General features: G+C 66.1%; 25 protein-coding genes. 17 read left to right on the forward strand and 8 right to left on the reverse strand.

Annotation, left to right across the window (positions count from 1 at the left end; all coding sequences use genetic code 11):
* Positions 1-142: 142 nt before the first annotated feature.
* From infC to thrS, 3 genes are all read right to left on the reverse strand, one after another.
* Positions 143-646 carry a translation initiation factor IF-3 gene (gene infC / locus VIL42_04640; GenBank protein HEY8592138.1) on the reverse strand — a complete coding sequence of 168 codons (504 nt, stop codon included), beginning with the start codon at positions 644-646 and terminating at the stop codon, positions 143-145.
* Positions 647-788: 142 nt separating this feature from the next.
* Entirely contained in the window at positions 789-1,238 is a 450-nt protein-coding gene (locus tag VIL42_04645) for an acetyltransferase (protein HEY8592139.1), read from the reverse strand.
* Positions 1,235-3,244: a threonine--tRNA ligase gene (gene thrS / locus VIL42_04650; GenBank protein HEY8592140.1), complete on the reverse strand. Its 2,010-nt coding sequence runs from the start codon at positions 3,242-3,244 to the stop codon at positions 1,235-1,237. Before thrS ends, VIL42_04645 begins: the two co-directional genes overlap by 4 nt.
* A gap of 118 nt (positions 3,245-3,362) precedes the next feature.
* Between thrS and VIL42_04655 the strand changes: the two genes are divergently transcribed.
* Genes VIL42_04655 through VIL42_04665 form a run of 3 tightly spaced genes read left to right on the forward strand, consistent with a single transcriptional unit; the run spans position 3,363 to position 4,952 of the window.
* Entirely contained in the window at positions 3,363-3,776 is a 414-nt protein-coding gene (locus tag VIL42_04655; GenBank protein ID HEY8592141.1) for a hypothetical protein, read from the forward strand.
* Positions 3,776-3,991, forward strand: a complete 216-nt coding sequence (locus VIL42_04660; GenBank protein HEY8592142.1) for a helix-turn-helix transcriptional regulator — start codon at positions 3,776-3,778, stop codon at positions 3,989-3,991. Before VIL42_04655 ends, VIL42_04660 begins: the two co-directional genes overlap by 1 nt.
* Before the next feature lie 31 nt (positions 3,992-4,022).
* Entirely contained in the window at positions 4,023-4,952 is a 930-nt protein-coding gene (locus VIL42_04665; protein ID HEY8592143.1) for an alpha/beta hydrolase, read from the forward strand.
* Positions 4,953-4,958: 6 nt separating this feature from the next.
* Here VIL42_04665 and VIL42_04670 read toward each other — a convergent pair whose 3' ends face one another.
* Together VIL42_04670 and VIL42_04675 are read right to left on the reverse strand one after the other, a co-directional pair.
* A complete protein-coding gene (locus VIL42_04670) occupies positions 4,959-5,930 on the reverse strand; it encodes an aldo/keto reductase family protein (GenBank protein ID HEY8592144.1) in 972 nt (323 codons plus the stop codon).
* Between the two features lie 55 nt (positions 5,931-5,985).
* Entirely contained in the window at positions 5,986-6,627 is a 642-nt protein-coding gene (locus tag VIL42_04675) for an SGNH/GDSL hydrolase family protein (GenBank protein HEY8592145.1), read from the reverse strand.
* Positions 6,628-6,695: 68 nt separating this feature from the next.
* Between VIL42_04675 and VIL42_04680 the strand changes: the two genes are divergently transcribed.
* From VIL42_04680 to VIL42_04700, 5 genes are read left to right on the forward strand one after another with little or no spacing between them, the layout of a single operon-like run.
* Positions 6,696-7,451, forward strand: coding sequence for an alpha/beta hydrolase (locus tag VIL42_04680; GenBank protein ID HEY8592146.1), 756 nt, complete (start codon positions 6,696-6,698; stop codon positions 7,449-7,451).
* A complete protein-coding gene (locus tag VIL42_04685; GenBank protein HEY8592147.1) occupies positions 7,448-8,134 on the forward strand; it encodes a hypothetical protein in 687 nt (228 codons plus the stop codon). The genes VIL42_04680 and VIL42_04685 overlap by 4 nt, the downstream gene beginning before the upstream one ends.
* Before the next feature lie 5 nt (positions 8,135-8,139).
* Positions 8,140-8,559 (forward strand): VOC family protein, encoded by a 420-nt coding sequence (locus VIL42_04690; GenBank protein HEY8592148.1) that lies wholly within the window; start codon positions 8,140-8,142, stop codon positions 8,557-8,559.
* Positions 8,559-9,278: a hydroxyacylglutathione hydrolase gene (gene gloB / locus VIL42_04695; protein ID HEY8592149.1), complete on the forward strand. Its 720-nt coding sequence runs from the start codon at positions 8,559-8,561 to the stop codon at positions 9,276-9,278. The genes VIL42_04690 and gloB overlap by 1 nt, the downstream gene beginning before the upstream one ends.
* A gap of 46 nt (positions 9,279-9,324) precedes the next feature.
* A complete protein-coding gene (locus tag VIL42_04700; GenBank protein ID HEY8592150.1) occupies positions 9,325-9,747 on the forward strand; it encodes a hypothetical protein in 423 nt (140 codons plus the stop codon).
* On the opposite strand, the gene VIL42_04705 is transcribed toward VIL42_04700, so the two are convergent.
* The 3 genes from VIL42_04705 to VIL42_04715 are packed head-to-tail and all read right to left on the reverse strand — an operon-like array spanning position 9,744 to position 14,227.
* Positions 9,744-11,498: a long-chain fatty acid--CoA ligase gene (locus VIL42_04705; GenBank protein HEY8592151.1), complete on the reverse strand. Its 1,755-nt coding sequence runs from the start codon at positions 11,496-11,498 to the stop codon at positions 9,744-9,746. The genes VIL42_04700 and VIL42_04705 overlap by 4 nt on opposite strands.
* A complete protein-coding gene (gene ggt, locus VIL42_04710; GenBank protein HEY8592152.1) occupies positions 11,495-13,192 on the reverse strand; it encodes a gamma-glutamyltransferase in 1,698 nt (565 codons plus the stop codon). Before ggt ends, VIL42_04705 begins: the two co-directional genes overlap by 4 nt.
* 9 nt (positions 13,193-13,201) lie before the next feature.
* Positions 13,202-14,227, reverse strand: coding sequence for a quinone-dependent dihydroorotate dehydrogenase (locus VIL42_04715; protein ID HEY8592153.1), 1,026 nt, complete (start codon positions 14,225-14,227; stop codon positions 13,202-13,204).
* A gap of 84 nt (positions 14,228-14,311) precedes the next feature.
* Here VIL42_04715 and VIL42_04720 point away from each other — a divergent pair, with 84 nt between their 5' ends.
* The 9 genes from VIL42_04720 to VIL42_04760 all read left to right on the forward strand — a co-directional run bounded on the left by VIL42_04720 (position 14,312) and on the right by VIL42_04760 (position 20,463).
* Positions 14,312-14,716, forward strand: a complete 405-nt coding sequence (locus VIL42_04720; GenBank protein ID HEY8592154.1) for an SUF system Fe-S cluster assembly regulator — start codon at positions 14,312-14,314, stop codon at positions 14,714-14,716.
* The gene (sufB, locus tag VIL42_04725; GenBank protein HEY8592155.1) at positions 14,713-16,182 is read left to right on the forward strand and encodes a Fe-S cluster assembly protein SufB; all 1,470 of its coding nucleotides are present in this window, start codon (positions 14,713-14,715) and stop codon (positions 16,180-16,182) included. The genes VIL42_04720 and sufB overlap by 4 nt, the downstream gene beginning before the upstream one ends.
* Positions 16,182-16,475: a DUF1330 domain-containing protein gene (locus tag VIL42_04730; protein ID HEY8592156.1), complete on the forward strand. Its 294-nt coding sequence runs from the start codon at positions 16,182-16,184 to the stop codon at positions 16,473-16,475. The genes sufB and VIL42_04730 overlap by 1 nt, the downstream gene beginning before the upstream one ends.
* The gene (gene sufC, locus VIL42_04735; protein HEY8592157.1) at positions 16,475-17,305 is read left to right on the forward strand and encodes a Fe-S cluster assembly ATPase SufC; all 831 of its coding nucleotides are present in this window, start codon (positions 16,475-16,477) and stop codon (positions 17,303-17,305) included. Before VIL42_04730 ends, sufC begins: the two co-directional genes overlap by 1 nt.
* Before the next feature lie 85 nt (positions 17,306-17,390).
* A complete protein-coding gene (locus tag VIL42_04740; protein HEY8592158.1) occupies positions 17,391-18,137 on the forward strand; it encodes a SufD family Fe-S cluster assembly protein in 747 nt (248 codons plus the stop codon).
* Positions 18,134-19,327 carry a cysteine desulfurase gene (locus VIL42_04745; protein HEY8592159.1) on the forward strand — a complete coding sequence of 398 codons (1,194 nt, stop codon included), beginning with the start codon at positions 18,134-18,136 and terminating at the stop codon, positions 19,325-19,327. Before VIL42_04740 ends, VIL42_04745 begins: the two co-directional genes overlap by 4 nt.
* Before the next feature lie 7 nt (positions 19,328-19,334).
* Entirely contained in the window at positions 19,335-19,793 is a 459-nt protein-coding gene (locus VIL42_04750; protein HEY8592160.1) for a DUF59 domain-containing protein, read from the forward strand.
* Positions 19,793-20,152 carry an iron-sulfur cluster assembly accessory protein gene (locus VIL42_04755; protein ID HEY8592161.1) on the forward strand — a complete coding sequence of 120 codons (360 nt, stop codon included), beginning with the start codon at positions 19,793-19,795 and terminating at the stop codon, positions 20,150-20,152. Before VIL42_04750 ends, VIL42_04755 begins: the two co-directional genes overlap by 1 nt.
* A gap of 38 nt (positions 20,153-20,190) precedes the next feature.
* Positions 20,191-20,463 carry a hypothetical protein gene (locus VIL42_04760; GenBank protein HEY8592162.1) on the forward strand — a complete coding sequence of 91 codons (273 nt, stop codon included), beginning with the start codon at positions 20,191-20,193 and terminating at the stop codon, positions 20,461-20,463.
* The last annotated feature ends 19 nt before the right edge of the window (positions 20,464-20,482 follow it).

A 20,482-nucleotide genomic window follows, 5' to 3' on the forward strand; every position in this document is an offset into this window, starting at 1 on the left:
CGCAAATATGCGGCGGCCCTGCAGCAATTTGGCAACATTATTGTAAGTAAGGGCCACGCACAGGGCGTCCGGGGGACGTCCGAGCATGGCCCTCTGCCTGCAGCCGGTCCGGGGGACCGGCGAAGCCAATGCTCACGCCGCCTTACTTGGGCGCGAGCACCATCAGCATCTGCCGGCCTTCCATCCGCGGATGGGCTTCGACCTTGGCTGCCTCCTGGGTCTGCTCCTGAACGCGCCGAAGCACCGCCATGCCGAGCTCGCCGTGCGCCATTTCGCGGCCGCGGAAGCGCATCGTGACCTTGACCTTGTCCCCTTCCTCCAGGAACTCGAAGACCTTCTTCATCTTCGTGTCATAGTCGTGGTCGTCGATGTTCGGACGCATTTTGATCTCCTTGATCTCCTGCGTCTTCTGCTTCTTGCGCTGCTCGGCGGCCTTCTTCTGCGCTTCATATTTGAAGCGGCCGATGTCGAGGAACTTGGCGACGGGCGGATCGGCGTTCGGCGAAATCTCCACCAGGTCCAGACCGACCGATTGCGCCTGCTCGAAAGCTTCGCGCGTATACATCACGCCCAAATTCTCGCCATTCTCGTCGATCACCCGGACCTTCTGGGACTGGATGAACTCGTTATAGCGGGGGCCGCTCATCTGCGGCGGCGGCGCCATTCCTCGGCGCGGGTAGGGCGGGGGTATAGCTGCGTCTCCTGATTGCTGTTGATTAACCGTGCCGAAGTAAGCGCTTGGACGCGGCTTGAAAAGATTGCCGCGCACCTGCTGCGTCGTTTTTGCGTCAGCTGTGGCCGGCGGGCGTCATCGCCAGGTGGACCAGCGGGTAGGGCCGGCCCTGCGGATCAGTCTCGGACCGGCCAACGATCGTGAAGCCCTTGGCAAGGTAAAAGGGCAGCGCATTGCTTGCCTGCTCGCTGGCATCGACCCGCGCATCGGGCGCAATCTTCAGCGCATGGTCTAGCAGCATCGTGCCGATCCCCTGCCCATGGCAGTCCGGGTGGACGAACAAGGCGTCGATCATCGTTCCGTCCATGACCAGGAAGCCGCGCGGGCGATCCTCGGCGTCGGCGGCAATCCACATCTCGACCTTGGGCAGGAAATCCTCCGCGACCATGCGATCGATGTCGCGCCGGTCATCGGGGGTCAGGAACTGGTGGGTGGCGTCGACGGCCGCGCGCCAGATTTCGACTGCCGCGGGCACGTCCGCCGCCGTGCCCTTGCGGACCTTCATCGCAGGTCGGGCGCGATCGCCTCGGCACGCATCGACGCGATCGCCTCGTCCAGCGGCACGACCAGCTGCCGCTCTTCGGAGCCGAGCCGGCGCAGCGCGACCGTGCCTTCCTCGGCCTCGCGCTTGCCGACGACCAGCAGCATCGGAACCTTGGCCAGGCTGTGCTCGCGCACCTTGTAATTGATCTTCTCGTTGCGAAGGTCGGTATCGGCGCGGATCCCCGCCGCAGTCAGCTTCGCCGCGACTTCCTGCGCATAGCCGTCGGCGTCGGACACGATGGTCGCGACGACCGCCTGCACGGGCGCAAGCCACAGCGGGAACTTGCCCGCATAATGTTCGATCAGGATGCCGATGAACCGCTCGTACGATCCGAAGATCGCGCGGTGCAGCATCACCGGCCGGTGCTTGGCGCCGTCTTCGCCGATGTACGTGGCGTCGAGCCGCTCCGGCAGCACGCGGTCGGACTGGATCGTACCGACCTGCCAGGTCCGTCCGATCGCGTCGGTCAGATGCCATTCCAGCTTCGGCGCATAGAAAGCGCCTTCGCCGGGCAGCTCTTCCCAGCCATATTCGTCCGTCGCCATGCCGGCCGCGATGACCGCATTGCGAAGCTCGCTCTCCGCTTTGTCCCAGTCCTCGTCGCTGCCGAACCTGTTGTCGGGGCGAAGCGCCAGCTTCACGGCATAAGTGAAGCCGAAATCCTTGTAGACGCGGTCGGCGAGCGCGCAGAAGGCCCGCACTTCATCGACGATCTGGTCCTCGCGGCAGAAGATGTGCGCATCGTCCTGCGTGAACTGGCGCACGCGCATCAGCCCGTGAAGCGCGCCGTGCGGCTCGTTCCGGTGGCAGCTGCCGTTCTCGTACAGCCGCAGCGGCAGGTCGCGATAGCTGGTGATGCCCTGCTTGAAGACCAGCACGTGCGCCGGGCAGTTCATCGGCTTCAGCGCCATCAGGTCGGCCTGGCCCGAAAGCACCGGCGCGTCCTCGTCCGTGCCCGGAATCTCGTCCGGCACGATGAACATGTTCTCGCGATATTTGCCCCAGTGGCCGCTCTTCTCCCACTGCCGCGCGTCCATCAGCTGCGGGGTCTTGATCTCCTGGTAGCCGGCCTCGTCGATGCGGCGGCGCATATACTGCTCGAGCTGGCGCCAGATCATGTAGCCGTTGGCATGCCAGAACACCGACCCGTGCGCCTCGGCCTGGAGGTGGAACAGGTCCATCTCCTGCCCGAGCTTGCGATGGTCGCGCTTGGCCGCTTCCTCGAGCCGGACGAGATGAGCGTCGAGCTGCTTCTTGTTGAGCCAGGCCGTCCCGTAGATGCGGCTCAGCATCCGGTTCTTGGGATCGCCGCGCCAATAAGCGCCGCTGACCCGCGTCAGCTTAAACGCCTGCGGGTCGAGCTTGCCGGTCGAGGCGAGGTGCGGACCGCGGCAGAGGTCGATCCACGCGGTGTCCGCATGTCCCGAACGGTACATGGTGATCGGCTCGCCCTCGGGCAGCTCCATCACCCATTCGGCCTTGAACCGCTCGCCCTGCTTCTCGAACAAGGCGCGCACGTCCTCGCGCTTCCACACTTCGCGGATGAGCGGCTCGTCGCGGGCGATGATCCTGCGCATCTCTTCCTCGATCGCCGGAAGCTCTTCCTCGGTGAACGGCCCATGCTCGGCGGTCGGGGCAAAGTCGTAGTAGAAGCCGTCGTCGGTCGCGGGGCCAAAGGTGATCTGCGTGCCGGGGAACAGGTTCTGCACCGCTTCGGCGAGGATGTGCGCAAAGTCGTGCCGCACCAGCTCGAGCGCGTCGGCTTCGTCCTTGGACGTGATCAGCGCCAGGCTCGCGTCGCCCTCGAACGGGCGCATGATGTCGCGGACCTCGCCGTCGACGCGCGCGGCAAGCGCGGCCTTGGCGAGCCCCGGCCCGATCGCCGCGGCGACATCCGCGGGCGTCGAACCTTCCGGCATCTCCCGAACCGACCCGTCGGGGAGCGCGATCTTGAACATTTTGGTCATCGCACCGGCATGTAGCGCTGCGGCCCGTTGGCCTCAACCTAAGTAGACGTGGAAAGCTCCCTTGACATCCGCAAGAGTATCAGTAAAGCTACCTTTACTTAGTGGAAAGGAAGCTTACGTGTCCAACTCGAACCCCGCCCAGCGGCGCTACACCATATCGGTGCTGCTGTTGTCCGTGGCCTACATGCTGATCCTGTTCGGGGTGATCACCTTCTTCAAGAACAGCAACCCGCGGGGCGCGTCAGCCTACGTCGCGGCCGTCCTGCCGGCGCTGCCGATCATCGGCATCTTCTTCGCCATGGGCCGCTACCTCATCGACGAGCAGGACGAATATGTCCGCATGCTCGTCGTCCGTCAGACTTTGTGGGCCAGCGGCTTCGCGCTGAGCATCGCCACGATCTGGGGCTTTCTCGAGAATTTCGATTTGGTCGGCCATGTCGATGCTTATTACGCAGCCGTGCTCTGGTTCGGCGGGCTGGGTATCGGCTCGCTGATGAACCGCCTGACCCTCGGCTCCAGCGGCCGCTGCTGATGGAAAATCGCCTCAAGGTCCTGCGCGCCGAGCGCAACTGGAGCCAGCAGGACCTCGCCGAACGGCTCCAGGTCTCCCGCCAGAGCGTGAACGCGATCGAGACCGGCAAGTACGATCCCTCGCTGCCGCTCGCCTTCCGCATCGCCGAACTGTTCGAGCTCGGCATCGAAGAAATCTTCGTCTCCCCCACCCGGCGAAGCTCCAAGGCCATCTAGGCCACTCAACCACTCACTACAGGAGGAACTTATGCGTCTTTGCGCACTGATGCTTTGCGCCCTCGCGGCGTCCACGCTCGACTGGTCCGCGCCTGCTCATGCAGCGGCCAAGGCAGCCGCCGCGAGCCAATTCGCACCGTCGCGGTTCAGCGTCGTCGTCGAGGGCAAGGGCCCCCACGTCATCTTCATCCCCGGCCTGTCGAGCACGCGCGACGTCTGGGCGGCGAGCGTCCAGGCCCTGAAGTCGAAATACCGCCTGCATCTCGTGCAGCTGAAAGGCTTCGGCGAGGAGGCCGGACCGAATGCGTCCGGACCGGTCCTCAAACCCTTCGTCGAAGAGCTCGCGGCCTATATCGAGGCCAACAAGCTGAAGTCGCCGGCTATTGTCGGCCATTCGATGGGCGGACTCGCTGCACTGATGCTGGCCGCGGAGCACCCGCGTGCCGCCGGCAAGCTGATGATCGTCGACGCCTTCCCGTTCATCGGCCCGGTGTTCGGCGCGCCGGATGTCGCGACGATCACCCCGCGCGCCGAGCAGATGCGCTCCATGGTGCTCGCCCAGGCCGCCAAGGTGACGCCGGCATTCGGCAAGCCGGCGGACTGCCCGGCGACACTCCCCGCACCCGCCAGGATCGTCGGCAACATGACCAACAGCGCGGTTGGCGCCTGCATCATGAAGCATGGCGCGACGGCATCCGACATGCGCGTCGTCGCTCAGGCCATGTACGACGACATGCTCACCGACATGCGCCCGCGCCTCAAGGACATCGCCGTGCCGGTCACCATGCTTTACCCGCAGGACGACCGCCTGGTGACGAAGGAAGAAGCGGACAAGCTCTATGCCGAAAGCTATGCCGGCACGCCAAAGCTGAAGCTGGTGCGGATCCCCGGCAGCTACCACTTCATCATGCAGGACCAGCCCGCATTGTTCGAAGAGCAGCTGAAGGCGTTCCTGCGCTAGTCGGCGCTACTGCCCGAGCGCTGCCCCGATGATCGCTTCGGCCCGGCTGAACAGCTGCGTGTCGACGGTCACGCCGGACGCTGCCGCATTTTCCCGCACCTGTTCGGGGCGCGACGCACCGATGATCGCCGAGGCGACGTTCGGCTCGCGAAGCACCCAGGCAAGCGCGAATTGCGGCAGCGTCAGGCCGGCTTCCTCGGCGATCGGCTTCAGCTGCTGCACGGCCCGAAGCACTTGCGGTTCGAGCAGCCGGTCCATGAAGCCGCTCATCTCGCTGCTGGCCGCGCGCGAGTCCTTGGGCGGCGGCGCATCGGGATCGTACTTGCCGCTCAGCACGCCCTGGCCGAGCGGCGACCAGACGATCTGCGAAATGCCGTTGGCCGCGCATAGCGGGATGACCTCGTCTTCCGGCTCGCGCCACAGCAGTGAATATTGCGGCTGGCTCGAGACGAACTTGGCAACACTTGTCCCGAGCGTCGACGAGGGGCCGGTCATCTCGATCGCCGCCTGGATGCGATCGGCGGGCCATTCCGAAAAGCCGATGTAGCGCACCTTGCCGCTGTCCACCGCCCGGGTCAGCGCCTCCATCGTCTCCTCGAGCGGCGTGTCCCAATCATAACGGTGACACTGATAAAGATCGATGACGTCGGTCTGCAGCCGCTTCAGCGACGCATCGAGCTGCTTTTCGACCTGCGCGCGCGATAGCCCGCGGTCGGTGTCGCTCATCGGGAAGAACAGCTTGGCCGCCAGCACGTAGCTGTCGCGCGGCCGCCCCTTCAGCGCTTCGCCGAGGAACGTCTCGGCGGCACCGCGGCCATAGACGTTCGCGGTATCGATGAAATTGATGCCCTGCTCGAAGGATTCGTCGAGGCAGGCGCGCGCCTTGTCCGCTTCGACGCCGACGCCATAGGTGAGCCAGGATCCCAGCGAAATCTCGGAAACTTCGAGGTCGCTGTCGCCGAGCTTGCGATATTTCATGGCCGTTCCTCCTGAACCTGTGGTCGACGCCAGCTAGGCCGCCTGCCGCACCGCATCAATCTCGGCTCGCCACGACAACCGACCGTTTGGGCAAGTGCGGAAGCTCCGCCGCCAAGGCGGCAATGGCGGCTGCGATCTTGTCGCCGCCCTGCTCCGAAGGTTCGATCGGGTTCGCATAGTCGCTCGGCTCGCTGCAGATCAGTCGCAGGTCGATCAGTGGCAAACCGCGGCTGAAGGCGGCGCGGGTAATCACATCGTTGAAAAGCGACAGGGCCGCCGTGATGACCGTTCCTTCGGGAGGCGGGAAATTCGCATCGTAGATCGTGCATAGGGCCGCCGGAACTCCGGTGGCGGCCAGTTGCTCGACCAGCCGCGCATAGCCATCGCGGAACGCGGCCTGCGCCTCGGCAAGCATCATCACCGCCTCGCCCACCGACGTGCTGCGCTTCTGTAGCAGGTGCGCTTCGCCCAGCGCGTCATTGCCGCCGGCGCTCACCACCAGCAATGTCGCATCGGCCGGCAGCCGCCCCAGCTGCGACGAGACGCCTGCGACCACCGCTCCGTCGACTGCGAGAAGGCTGGCACGCGAGTCGCTCGGCAGCTTCGAACGCAGCTGGCGGACCACGTCCGGCGCCCCGCCGACATAGGCGGCATTGTCGAAGATGGAATCGCCGAGAAGGATGATGTGACCTGACATGAGCAGTGCCTAACTCCTCAAGTGGTGCCCCTGTTCACCGCCGCCACGCCTTGGCCTAAGCGGGGCGCATGATCGCAAGTGCAGCCGACCCCGAGACCTTCAACGTGAATGGTCGATCGATCGCATACCGCGCGAGGCCGGGCTCTTCCCCGACATTGGTCTTCCTGCCGGGCTATGCCTCGGACATGGAGGGCACCAAGGCGCTCGCGCTCGACGGCTTTGCGCAAGAGCGCGGCTCGTCGATGCTGCGCCTGGACTATTCCGGGACGGGCTCCAGCGCCGGCCGATTCGAGGACGGCACCCTCGCGCTTTGGCTCGAGGAAGCGCTTGCCGCGGTGGACGAGCTGACCGACGGTCCGCTGATCCTGGTCGGCTCCTCGATGGGCGGGTGGATCGCGCTTCATCTGGCGCTGCTCAGGCCCGAGCGCGTCCAGGCCCTGGCCGGGATCGCCGCCGCGCCGGACTTTACCGAATGGGGCTTCGGCCCGCCGCAACGCGCGATGCTGGAGCGCGAAGGCCGGCTCGGCCAGCCCGATCCCGAAGGCCGCGCAACGCCGCATCTGATGACCCAGGCGTTCTGGCAATCGGGCCAGGCGCTCCGGCTCCTCGACGGAGAGATCGCTATCGACTGCCCCGTCCGGCTGATCCACGGCGAGGACGACCGCGACGTCCCGCTCGACGTCGCCTTCCGCACGATGCGCGCGCTGCGTTCATCCGATGTCCAGCTGAACGTCATCAAGGGCGGCGGTCACCGCCTGTCGGAATCGCATGAGATCGCTGCGATCCTGCACACCGTCGAAGGCCTGCTGGAGCGCCAACCTTGATCCTTCTTCTTGCCGCCGCCGTCGCCGCAGCCGCGCCGCAAACGGCCAAATGCCCGGACCTCGTCACTCCCGAAGCGCTCGTCTGCCGCGCCCTCAGCGCGCAGTCGGGCGGCGATCCCGCCGGCGCCGCACGCGCGTTCGAAGAAGCGGCGAAGGCTGCCTCCGACACCGACCCGGCCACGGCGCGCCTGTGGGCGGCAGCCGGCAATATGTGGATCGCGGCGGACCAGCCCGGGAAGGCGGCCGTCGCGCTGGACAAGGCGCTGGCGATGCGCGGCCTCGTTGCCGAGCAGCGCGGCGAAGCGCTTCTCGACCGCGCCCGCGCAGCCGAGGCGCAAGACGATCTCAAGACGGCCCGTGCGAAGCTCGACGAGGCGGGACAGACCATCTCCGCAGATCCCTTCTACTGGTATTTTGCCGCGGCGCTGGCGATCCGCGAAGGCGACGGCAATGCCGCGCAGACGGCGATCAACAAGGCGCTGGCGCTCGCGCCGGGCGATCCGACCATCTTGTTCGAAGCCGGCCACGTCGCCCATTTCCGGGGCGAGACCGACAAGGCGCGCAGCTACTGGATGCGTGCGGCGGGCAGCGACAATGGCGAGATCGGCAAGGCTGCGGCGAAGGCGGTCGAAATGCTCGGCGTGACGCCGGTCGTGAAATCCGGCGTGACGCCGCCTAAATAGGCGCGATGCGCTTCCTCCATTCCATGCTGCGGGTCGCCGACCCCGACGCCACCCTCCGCTTCTTCAACCTGCTCGGCCTCGAAGAGCGCCGACGCATGGAGAATGAAGCGGGCAAATTCACCCTCATCTTCCTCGGCGTCCCCGGCGACGAAGGCGGCGAGGTCGAGCTGACCTACAATTGGGGAAAGGACGAGCCCTACGGCGGCGGCCGCAACTTCGGCCATCTCGCCTATCAGGTCGACGACATCTACGAGACCTGCCAACGACTCATGGACGCGGGCGTGACGATCAACCGCCCGCCGCGCGACGGCCGCATGGCCTTCGTCCGCAGCCCCGATAACATCTCCGTGGAGTTGCTTCAGAAAGGCCAGGCGCTCGCCCCGGCCGAGCCCTGGGCATCGATGCCGAACACGGGCGAGTGGTAGTGCTGGAGATCGTCCCCGTCTCGGCATTTTCCGACAATTACATCTGGCTGGTCCACGATTCCGACAGCGGCGAGACCGCGGTGGTCGATCCCGGCGACGCCGCCCCGGCGCTTGCCGAGGCGGAGCGGCGCGGCTGGACCATCGGCCAGGTCTGGAACACCCACTGGCACCCGGACCACACCGGCGGCAACCTCGCGATGAAGGATGCGACCGGCACGGTCATCTCGGGACCTGCCGGCGAGCGGATCCCGGGGCGGGACGCGGTCCTGCGCGAAGGCGATGAAGTGCGGCTGGGGCAACATCGCGGACGGATCGTCGAAGTGCCGGGCCACACGCTCGACCACATTGCCGTCGTCTTCGACGAAGAGCGGGTGGCGTTCGTCGGCGACACCTTGTTCGCCATGGGCTGCGGCCGGTTGTTCGAAGGCACGCCGGAGCAGATGTACGGCTCGCTGCAGCGGCTCGCCGGCTTGCCGGACGACACGAAGCTCTATTGCGCGCACGAATATACGCTCTCGAACGCCCGCTTCGCCGCCCATGCGGAGCCGGAGAACACGGCCATTGCGGAGCGCGTCCGAAACGTCGAGCAACTGCGCGCACGAGGCGAAATCACGCTGCCGACCACGATCGCGCAGGAACGGGAGACGAACCCCTTCGTTCGTTCTTCCAGCGTCGCTGAGTTTGCGGCGCGCAGGGCCGCCAAAGACAGCTTCAGTTAAGCCTTAGCGGGGCTGGATGCGGCGGATCAGAATCGGGAGATTGGAGATGAGGAAGTTCGCGTTGCTCGTGGTCGGAGCGTCTCTCGGCGCGTGCACGGCGGCGCCGCCCTCGCCTTACCCCTATGGATATGCCGGCACTTCGCCGATCAACGACCCGCGTCTGGGCCAGCTGCTTGCCGGCCGGGTTGCGGGCCAGCCTCGCCAGTGCCTCAACGCTTCGCGATCGGCGGACCTCCTCCCGGTGGCAGGCAATTACGTCGCCTACCGCGACCTCGGCACCATCTACGTCAGCCGGACGGACGGGATCTGCGACACCCGGCGTAGCAGCAACACGCTGGTGACCAGGTCTGTCGGCCTGTCGTCGGGCCCCTGCCGTGGCGACACCGCTTATGTGGTGGATTCCGGTTCAGGGATGACCGTCGGCAGCTGCACGTTCGGCGATTTCGTCCCTTACGACCGCGCCCGCTAGCTCCGGTAAAGCGCGTCTAGCCTCGGCGCATATTGCTTCGAGATGACGTGCCGCCGGATCTTCAAAGACGGCGTCAGCTGCTCGTTTTCGATCGTGAAGCCCTCGTCGGCGAGCACGAAGCGCCGCACCTTCTCGATCACGGACAAGTCCGCGTTCACGCGGTCGACCGCTTTCTGGAGCCGCTGCTGGACGTCGGGCTTGCCGGCGATCTCCGGATCGGGAACCAGCAGGGCGACGAGGTGCGGGCGGCGGTCGCCATAGACCATTGCCTGGGCGATCTCAGGCTGCAGCGTCAGCATGCCTTCGACGCGCTGCGGCGAGACATTGTCGCCCTTGTCGTTGACGATCAGGTCCTTCTTGCGGTCGGTGATAACGATCCGGCCCTTGTCGTCGAAATGGCCGACGTCGCCCGTCGCAAGCCAGCCGTCGGGGCTTAGCACCCGCTCCGTTTCTTCCGGGTTGCGCCAATAGCCGTGCATGACCAGCTCGCCGCGGACCATGATCTCGCCGTCCTCGGCGATCCGCACTTCGGTGTCCTTGATCGGCGGCCCGACGGTCTCCAGGCGGATGCCGACGCTCGGCCGGTTGGCGCTGATCACCGGCGCCGCCTCGGTCTGGCCATAGCCCTGCAGGAAGGTGATCCCGAGCGACTGGAAGAAAATGCCGATCTCGGGATTGAGCGGTGCGCCGCCCGACACCCAGGCCTTGGTGCGGCCGCCGACCTTTGCGCGCAGCTTCTTGCGCAAGGTCATTTCGAGGATGCGGTCCATCGGCACGTTCCACGGCTTCAAGCGCCCTTCATATTTCTCGGCGCCGATCGCCATCGCCCGCTTGAAGAGATAGTTCGAAATGCCGCCGCTGCCTTCCAGCCCCTTGAGGATGCGGCTGCGAAGCATTTCGAACAGCCGCGGCACGACGATCATGATCGTCGGACGCGTCTCCTCGATGTTCGCGGCGAGCTTCTCCAGGCTCTCGGCATAATAGATCTCGGCGCCGAGCCCGATCGGGAACATCTGCCCGCCGGTATGCTCGAGCGCATGGCTCGCCGGCAGGAACGACAGGAACACCTCGTCGGCCCAGCCGAAATCGCTGGAGATGACGTCCGTCGCGCCCGCGACATTGTGCAGGATCGCGCCATGGTGCTGCATCACGCCGCGCGGCGCGCCGCCGGTGCCGCTGGTGTAGATGATGCAGGCGAGATCGCGGCGGCCGACGCTCTTCATCCGCTGGGCCAGCGCTTCGACATCGCTCTTGCCGCCGGCCAGCGTGCTCCAATCGTGGAATGCGACCCAATCAGGCGCCTGGATCGCCCGCAGCGGCTCCATCGACACCACATGGTGGCAGTCGGCGGAAGTCAGCACCGCCGGCACCAGATTCTTCGCCAGCTTCTGGTTCGACACGATGACCGCCCGCGCGCCCGAATCGCCGAGGATGTGCGCGTGGTCGCGGGTGGTGTTCGTCGTGTAGGTCGGCACCGTGACGCAGCCCGCGGCCATGATGGCGAGGTCGGCGATCAGCCATTCCGGCCGGTTCTCGCTGACCAGGCAGACTCGATCGCCCGGGTGGAGCCCCATCGCCTTGAGCGCATCGGCAAGCGACGCGACCTGCCGCGCCGCCTCGGCCCAGCTGATCGAGCGCCATTCCCGTTCGCGCTTCGCCCACAGGAAGGGCGCGTCGCCTTTCTCCCGTGCGCGAGTGAGGAACATCTCGACCAGATTGTCGAAATGCTCGAGCTGCCGAGCCTGCTTCATTGTGCGACCGCGACCCCCTCGCTGCGCGGGTCGGCACCGCCCGACCAGCTTCCATTGACCAGTCCCACCGCATTCGCCTTGAACGTCATCGGCGATTGCGTGCGCACGTCGGCATGGCCGAGCGCTCTGAGCTGCGGGATCATCGTTTCCAAAGTGGTGCCGCTCTCGACGAAGACCGTGTCCCCCGGCGCGAAGATCGTCGGCAGTGCGATCGCTTCCTGCGGCGTCATCTTGAAGTCCGTGTAGCCGATGATCGCCTTGATCACCTGCGCCGGAATGGTCGATCCGCCGGCAGCGCCCACGGTCAGCACCGGCTTGCCCTCAGGTCCATAGACGATGGTCGGCGCCATCGAGCTGCGCGGCCTTTTGCCGCCCTCAACCCGGTTGGCCACGGGACAGCCGTCCTTCTCCGGAACGAAGCTGAAATCCGTCAGCTCATTGTTGAGATAATAGCCGTTCACCATCAGCCCCGACCCGAACACGCTCTCGATCGTCGAGGTTTCCGACGCGACATTGCCCCAGCGGTCCACCACCGAGAAATGCGAAGTGCCGCGCTCCACCTGGGCCGGCGGCGGGCAGGTGGCCGGCGCGCCGGCAGGCACGCCTGCGACGACACTAGCCATCGTCGATGTCGGCGAGATCAGCGCCGAGCGCGCGGCGAGATAGGCAGGGTCCGCCAGTCCGGCGAGCGGCACGCGCACGAAGTCCGGATCGCCTATATATTTGTCGCGGTCGGCATAAGCGAGCCGCTCGGCTTCGGCGAGCAAGTGCCATGCGGTCGGCGACTGCGGCCCCAGCGCCGCGAGGTCGAACCGCTCCAGCATCTTCAGCGTAGCGAGAACGATAAAACCGCCCGACGAGGACGGGCCCATCCCGCACACCCGGTAGGAGCGATAGGTGCCGCACACCGGCGGCCGCGGCTTGGCCTCGTAGCTCGCGAGATCGCGCGCGGTCATCGGCGCCGGATTGTGCGCCGCGCCGGAGACGGCGGCAGCGACAGCCTGCGCATTCGGCCCGACGTAAAAGCTGTCCGGCCCCCGACGTGCAAGCTGCTCCAGGAAGCGGGCGAGCGCCGGGTTCTTGATCGTCGCGCCCACCGGCTTCGGGCTTCCGTCCGGCAGATAATAGATCGCCCGCGCCTCGGCCGTCAGGCCGCCGATTGCGCGCCCGCGCTCCAGCGTCGCGTGGAACCGCGGCGTGACCGTGAACCCGTCGCGCGCCAGCCGGATGGCCGGCTGGAACAAGGCCGCCCAGTCGAGCTTGCCGTAGCGCTTGTGGGCCAGCGCCATCATCCGGATGTTGCCCGGCACGCCGACGCTCCTGCCGCCCGGCTGCGCGTCGCTGAAGGCCATCGGCTGGCCGTTCACCAGCCACCAGTCGGGCCGCGCCGCCGCCGGCGCTTTCTCGCGCCCGTCGAAGGTGACCGGCTCTGCGCCGGCTTTCGAATATACCAGGTAACCGCCGCCGCCGATGCCGGAGCTTTGCGGCTCGACCACGGTCAGCGCCAGCATCGTCGCGAAGGACGCGTCGACAGCATTGCCGCCCTTGCGCAGGATTTCGGCGCCGGCCTCTGCCGCCCGCGGATCGGCCGCGCTGACCATCCCTGAAGCGGCAGTCTGCGCCGGCCGCGCCGAGGCATTGGTGCCCGAAAGTGCCAGCGCGCCGGCAAGCAGAAGCGAGTGAAGGGTCCGCATCAGGTGGCGCTACCTTGTGCCAACCGCCTCGGCAATGTTGGCCATGCCTTCGCGCTCCAGCCGCTCCGCCAGGCCGAGCGCGATCCGCCTCGCGATCCCCGACCCATGATAGACCATCGCGCTGTACAGCTGCACCAGGCTGGCGCCGGCGCGGATCCGCTCCCACGCGTCGTCTGCGGTGGCAATCCCCCCGACCCCGATCAGCGGAATCTCCCCGCCGCTCGCCGAGCGGAAAGCGCGCAGCGCCTTCACCGCCAGCGGCTTCAACGGCGCGCCCGAAAGCCCGCCACTCTCCCCGCGATGCTTGGACTTCAGCGGTGGCCGCGACACAGTCGTATTGGCGACGATGATGGCGTCGATTCCCTCATCGCTCGCCACCCGCACGATCTGCTCGGGTTCATGCTCTCCAAGATCCGGCGCCACCTTCAAAAAAATTGGCGGCCCACCGTTCCCCCGCGCCTCCCGCACCGCCGCAAGCAGCGCCTTCAGCGCCCCCTCGTCCTGCAGCTGGCGCAGCCCCGGCGTGTTCGGCGAACTGATGTTGATCGTGAGGTATCGCGCGACTGGGCTCATCGCCCGCACCCCTTCGGCATAATCGGCGATCCGGTCGGCGCTGTCCTTGTTAGCGCCGATATTGACGCCGATGAGCCCCGTCACCCGCCGCAGCCGCGCGAACGCTGCCTGCTGGCCCTCATTGTTGAAGCCCAAGCGGTTGATCACGGCCGCGTCCTCGACCAGCCGGAACATCCGCGGCTTTTCATTGCCCGGTTGCGGCCGTGGCGTCAGTGTCCCCACCTCGACGAAGCCGAAGCCGAGCCCCAACATCTGCGCCGGAACCTCGGCATTCTTGTCGAACCCCGCCGCAAGCCCGACCGGGCTCGGGAACTCGAGGCCCCCGACAACCGAGCGAAGGGACGCCGGGAAAGGCGCCGGGCGTCGCGCCGGTAGCCGCTTCAGCGTCGCGATCGTCGCGCCATGCGCACGCTCGGCGTCGAGCGCGAAAGCGGCGGGGCGGATGAGCGGATAAAGACGCATCGCCGAGCGCCTAGACTATTCCGGCGCGAAGGTTGAGTTTCCCGGTGCAACGCACTAAATCGGACTGGAAAGCTCCGAATAGCCATGCGTCTTACCCACCTCGCCGATTATGCGGTCGTGATGATGACCGCCGCCGCCCGCAGGGGCGAAGGCGAACGGCTGTCCGCGACCGAGCTCGCCGAGGAAACCGGCGTGCCGCTCCCGACCGCGCAGAAGCTGATGGGCAAGCTCGCCGCCGCGGGCCTGCTCGACAGCGTGCGCGGCGCCGGCGGCGGCTTCACGCTCGCGCGGCCCGGGCAGCAGATCAGCCTCGCCGACATCATCGAAGCGGTCGAGGGCCCGATCGCCATGACCCAGTGCAGCGGCTCGGACGAAAGCTCGGACTGCGCACTCGATGCGCACTGCCGTGTGAAGCCGCACATGAACATCGTCAGCAACGCCGTCCGCGGCGCGCTCGGCGCCGTCAGCCTCACGGAACTGGCACGATGACAGACGACGTCGCCAACGCCGAAATCCGCGAGAAGATCGCGCAGGATTACGAATGGGGCTTCGTCTCCGACGTCGAGCAGGAGTTCGCGCCCAAGGGTCTCAATGAGGACACCGTCCGGTTCATCTCGGCCAAGAAGAAGGAGCCCGAGTGGATGCTCGAGTGGCGCCTCAGGGCCTATCGCGCCTGGCTGGAGATGGAGGAGGTCAGCTGGGCCAAGCTCGACATCCCGGCGATCGATTTCCAGGACGCTTATTATTACGCCGAGCCCAAGAAGAAGCCGACGCTCGCGTCATTGGACGAGCTCGATCCGGAAATCCGCCGCACCTATGAAAAGCTCGGCATTCCGATCGAGGAGCAGAAGGTGCTCGCCGGCGTCGAAGGCGCGCGCAAGGTCGCGGTCGACGCAGTGTTCGACAGCGTCAGCGTCGCGACCACCTTCCGCGAGGAACTGTCGAAGGCGGGCGTCATCTTCCTGTCGATCTCGGAAGCCATCCGCGAGCATCCGGAGCTGATCCGCAAATATCTCGGCTCGGTCGTTCCGCAGCGCGACAATTACTTCGCCTGCCTAAACAGCGCGGTCTTCTCCGACGGTACCTTTGTCTACATCCCTGAGGGCGTCCGCTGTCCGATGGAGCTGTCGACCTACTTCCGCATCAATGCCGAGAATACCGGCCAGTTCGAGCGTACTTTAATCGTCGCCGACAAGGGCAGCTACGTCAGCTACCTCGAAGGCTGCACCGCGCCGATGCGCGACGAGAACCAGCTCCACGCCGCGGTCGTCGAAATCTTCGCGCACGAGGACGCGGAGGTGAAATACTCGACGGTCCAGAACTGGTACCCGGGCGACGCCGAAGGCAAGGGCGGCATCTTCAACTTCGTCACCAAGCGCGCGCTATGCAGTGGCGACCGCTCGAAGGTCAGCTGGACCCAGGTCGAGACCGGCAGTGCGATTACCTGGAAATATCCGAGCTGCATCCTCAAGGGCGACGGCAGCGTCGGCGAATTCTACTCGGTCGCACTGACCAACAACCGCCAGCAGGCGGACACCGGCACCAAGATGATTCACATCGGCGCCAACACCCGCTCGACGATCGTCAGCAAGGGCATCAGCGCCGGCCGCAGCGACAACACCTATCGCGGCCTCGTTCGCGTGCTCCCGAAGGCGGAGAACGTCCGCAATTTCACGCAGTGCGATTCGCTGCTGCTCGGCGACCAGTGCGGCGCGCACACCGTGCCCTACATCGAGGTCAAGAACCCGACCGCGACCATCGAGCATGAAGCGACGACGTCGAAGATCAGCGAGGACCAGCTCTTCTACGCGATGAGCCGCGGCCTCGATCAGGAAGCCGCGGTCGCGCTGATCGTCAACGGCTTCGCCCGCGAAGTGCTCAAGCAGCTGCCGATGGAATTCGCGGTCGAGGCGCAGAAGCTGCTCGGCATCAGCCTCGAAGGGAGCGTCGGCTGATGGCGCGCGCCCTTGTCGTCGCCAACATCCGCTTCAAGGATCGCGCTCGCTACGATGCCTATGCAGCGGCCTTCCCTGCCGTGTTCGCAAACAGCGGCGGGAAGATGCTCGCGGCGGACGAAGCACCGCAACTCGAAAGCGGCGACGGCTCGGGCGTCGACAAGATCGTCGTCATGCGGTTCGACAGCGAGGAAGCGGCGCGCTCCTTTCTCAACTCTCCTGAATATGTGCGGATCGCCGAAGACCGCGATGCCGGCGCGGACGTGACCGCGTGGATTGTGAAAGCTTTTTGATGCTCCAGATCAACAACCTCCAGGCGACGGTCGCTGACAAGCCGATCCTCAACGGCATCACCCTCGATGTGCCGGCCGGCGAAGTGCACGCGATCATGGGGCCGAACGGCTCCGGCAAGTCGACGCTGGCCTACGTGCTCGCCGGGCGGCCGGGCTATGAAGTGACCGGGGGGTCCGTGATGTTCACCACTTCCGTTCGCCCTGAGCCTGTCGAAGGGCTGTCCTTCCCTTCTGAAGGCAAGAGCGAGGACAGTGCTTCGACAAGCTCAGCACGAACGGTGGATCTGTTGTCCCTCGAACCGCACGAGCGCGCCGCCGCGGGCCTGTTCCTCGGCTTCCAGTACCCGGTCGAAATCCCCGGCGTGTCGTACCTGCAGTTCCTGCGCGAAAGCCTCAATTCGCAGCGCCGTGGGCGTGGCCAAGCGGAGCTGTCAGGCGGTGAGTTCATCAAGCTCGCGCGTGCGCAGGCTGCGGAACTCGGCATGGACGTCGAAATGCTCAAGCGCCCCGTCAACGTCGGCTTTTCCGGCGGCGAGAAGAAGCGCGCCGAGATGGTCCAGATGGGCATCATGGACCCGAAGTTCGCGATCCTCGACGAAACCGACAGCGGCCTCGACATCGATGCGCTGAAAGCCGTCGGCGCCGGCATCAACCGCATCATGCGCGCCCCCGGCAAGGGCGTGCTCCTCATCACTCACTATCAGCGCCTGCTCGACTATGTGCAGCCGGACCGCGTCCACGTCCTTCGCGCCGGCCGCATCGAACGCAGCGGCGGGCCGGAACTGGCGCTGGAGCTCGAACGCGAAGGCTATGCCGAGGTCGCGGCTTGATGAAACGCCTGAACAAGAGCGCTCACATTGAGCTTGTCGAAATGCGGGCGCTCGCCCTTCGACAAGCTCAGGGTGAGCGCGGTTGGTGCCAGTGACCGCACCCTTCCCTACCCACGCCCATGAGGACTGGCGCTACGCCGACCTCGACGCGCTGAAGCCCGTATGGGAGCAGTTCGCCGAGCCGGTGACGGTGGTCGTTGCGCCGGGAGAAAGCCTCGAGGAAGTGTGGCTGCCGGTCGCCGACGAGGTCCAGGTCCGGCGCGTCCAGCTCTCGCTCGGCGAAGGTGCGCGCGCTCGCATCTTTGCGCTGAACAACGCCCCGGTTTACGGCCGCGTCGAGCTTGAGGTCAGCCTTGCGACAAGCGCCGATTTCGAACTGTACGGCGCCAATATCGGCGGCGGGCTTTCGACGAACGAGTTCGTCACCAAGGTACGCCACCTCGGCCCCAACGGCCGCTCGCGCCAGACCATCCGCTCGGTGCTTAACGGCAAGGCTACCGGCTCCTATCTCGGGAAGGTCGAGGTCGCGCGCGGCGCCCAGCAAACCGACGGCGAGCAATCGATCAAGGCGATGCTCCTCGACCGCGGCGCCACCGCCAACGCAAAGCCCGAACTCGAAATCTACGCCGACGACGTGAAATGCGCCCATGGCGCCACCGTCGGCGAGCTCGACCCCATGCAGCTCTTCTACGCCCAGAGCCGCGGCCTCGACCCGGCAAGCGCTCGCGCGCTCCTGCTCGAAGGCTTCATCATGGGCCTGTGGGATAGCGCCGCGCACGCGGACGCGATTGCCGAGGCGGCCCGTGACGCGCTGCGCAAGGTGGTCGCATGAACGCGCCAAGCCGCATCAACGCGCGCCTGAACGTGCGCGACCAGTTCCCCGGGATCGGGGACTGGCATTATCTCGACAGCGCCGCGACCGCGCAGAAGCCGCAGGCGGTGATCGACGCCATCGCGCAGGCCTATGGACCCGATTACGCGACCGTCCACCGCGGGGTGTACCAGCGCTCGTCCGACATGACCGGCCGCTATGAAGCCGCGCGCGCCGCCGCAGCGTCGCTGATCGGCGGAAAGCCGGAAGAGCTGGTCTTCACTCGCGGTGCGACCGAGGCAATCAACCTGGTCGCCCAGTGCCTTCCGAAGAACGGCCGGACCCGGGTGCTCCTCTCGCAGCTCGAGCATCACAGCAACATCGTCCCGTGGCAGCTCGCCGGCTTCGAAGTGGACGTCGTGCCGCTGACCGCGGACGGGCAGATCGACCTCGACGCCGCGGAAGCGATGCTGACCGAAGAACATTCTATTGTAGGATTCGCCCACGTATCCAACGTCTTGGGTTCGATCCTCGACGCTCGCCGAGCGGCGGAGATCGCCCATTCCAAGGGCGCGCTGCTGTTGCTCGACGGCTGTCAGGCGGTGCCCCGATTGGCCGTGAACATCGCGTCCCTGGGCGCGGACTTTTACGCCTTCTCCGGGCACAAGCTTTACGGCCCCACCGGCATCGGCTGCCTTTGGGGGCGGGCCGAGCTCCTGGCGCAAATGGCGCCCTGGCAGGGCGGCGGGGCGATGATCGAAAAGGTCACATTCGAAGGCTCGACCTACCTCGACGGACCCGCGCGGTTCGAAGCCGGAACGCCGCACATCGTCGGTGCGATCGGCCTGCACGCAGCCATCGACTGGGCGAGCCATCTCGGGTTCGACGCCATCCATGCCCATGAATCGGCGCTCGTGTCGGAATGCCGCGCGGCGCTTTCGGCCATGGGCGGCGTGACGCTCTACGGTCCCGAGGACAGCGCCGGAATTGTCAGCTTCAACGTCGATGGCGTGCATCCGCACGACACCGCCACCATATTGGACGATGCGGGCGTCGCGGTCCGCGCCGGCCACCATTGCGCCCAGCCTTTGATGCGGGTGCTCGGCGTCGAGGCGACCGCTCGGGCGAGCTTCGCCGCGCATAGCGACGAGAGCGACATCGAGGCGCTCGTGCGCGGCATCGAGCAAGTAAAACGGATTTTCGCCAGGTGATTTCGAGATGAGTGAGGAACGGAAGATCGAAATTGTCGAAACCGACAAAGCCGACACACCTCCCCGGGCCCGCGTGTCGCCGGAGTTTGAGCGCAAGCGCGACTATCTCGCCGGCTTCCTCGCCGGCGAGACCGAGACTCAGCCTGCGGGCGAGATCCCGAACGAAGAGCTGCGCGACGCGGTCATCGAGGTGATGAAGTCGATCTATGATCCCGAGATCCCGGTCGACATCTACGAGCTCGGCCTGATCTACGACGTCGCGATCAGCGAGGATGGCGACGCGACAATCACGATGACGCTCACCACGCCGCATTGCCCCGTCGCCGAATCGCTGCCGCAGGAAGTCGAGCTACGAGCGCTTGCCGTACCGGGCATCCGCGACGCGGTCGTGAACCTCGTCTGGGATCCGCCTTGGGACCCGTCGAAGATGAGTGACGAGGCGCGGCTCGAATTGGGAATGCTGTGATGACGACCGAAGTGAAGACCCGCGCTCGTCCGGCCGCGATCAACCTCACCGCGGCGGCGCAAGCGCGCATATCCGACCTCATGGCCCGCGCACCCGAAGGCGCCATCGGGGTCAAGCTGTCGACCCCACGCCGCGGCTGCTCGGGCCTCGCCTATTCGGTCGACTATGTGACCGAAGAGCAGAAGTTCGACGAAAAGATCGAAACGCCCGGCGGCACATTCTACGTCGACGGCGCCTCGGTCCTTTACCTGATCGGCTCGACCATGGACTGGCGCGAGGACGATTTCACCGCCGGCTTCGTGTTCGACAATCCGAACGCCAAGGGCGCTTGCGGCTGCGGCGAAAGCTTCACCGTCTAGTCCTTGAGTGCTATTCTCCGCGCCACAGGAGGTAGGCCATGCGTATCGCTGCAATGCTCTTGGCAAGCGCACTCATCAGCGGCTCTGCCGTGGCGGAGCCCAGAAGCGCGCCGCCGCTCTCGAAAAGTCCTGAGTGTAAGAAGACGACCAGCTACCTAGCCGAACAGACGGGCAGCTATCGCGGGCAGCGCATTCAGCCGAAGAAGCTGACGGAGCTTCCGCCGCCAACCGCCTACATGGCCGTTCATCGCAAGATCGACGGCTGCGAAGCGCCGCTGACGATGGTCGATTACCGCAGCCCGCGCCGATGAAAAGCAGGCGCCGGAGCCG

Source organism: Sphingomicrobium sp., from assembly GCA_036563485.1.
Classification (GTDB): Bacteria; Pseudomonadota; Alphaproteobacteria; order Sphingomonadales; family Sphingomonadaceae; genus Sphingomicrobium.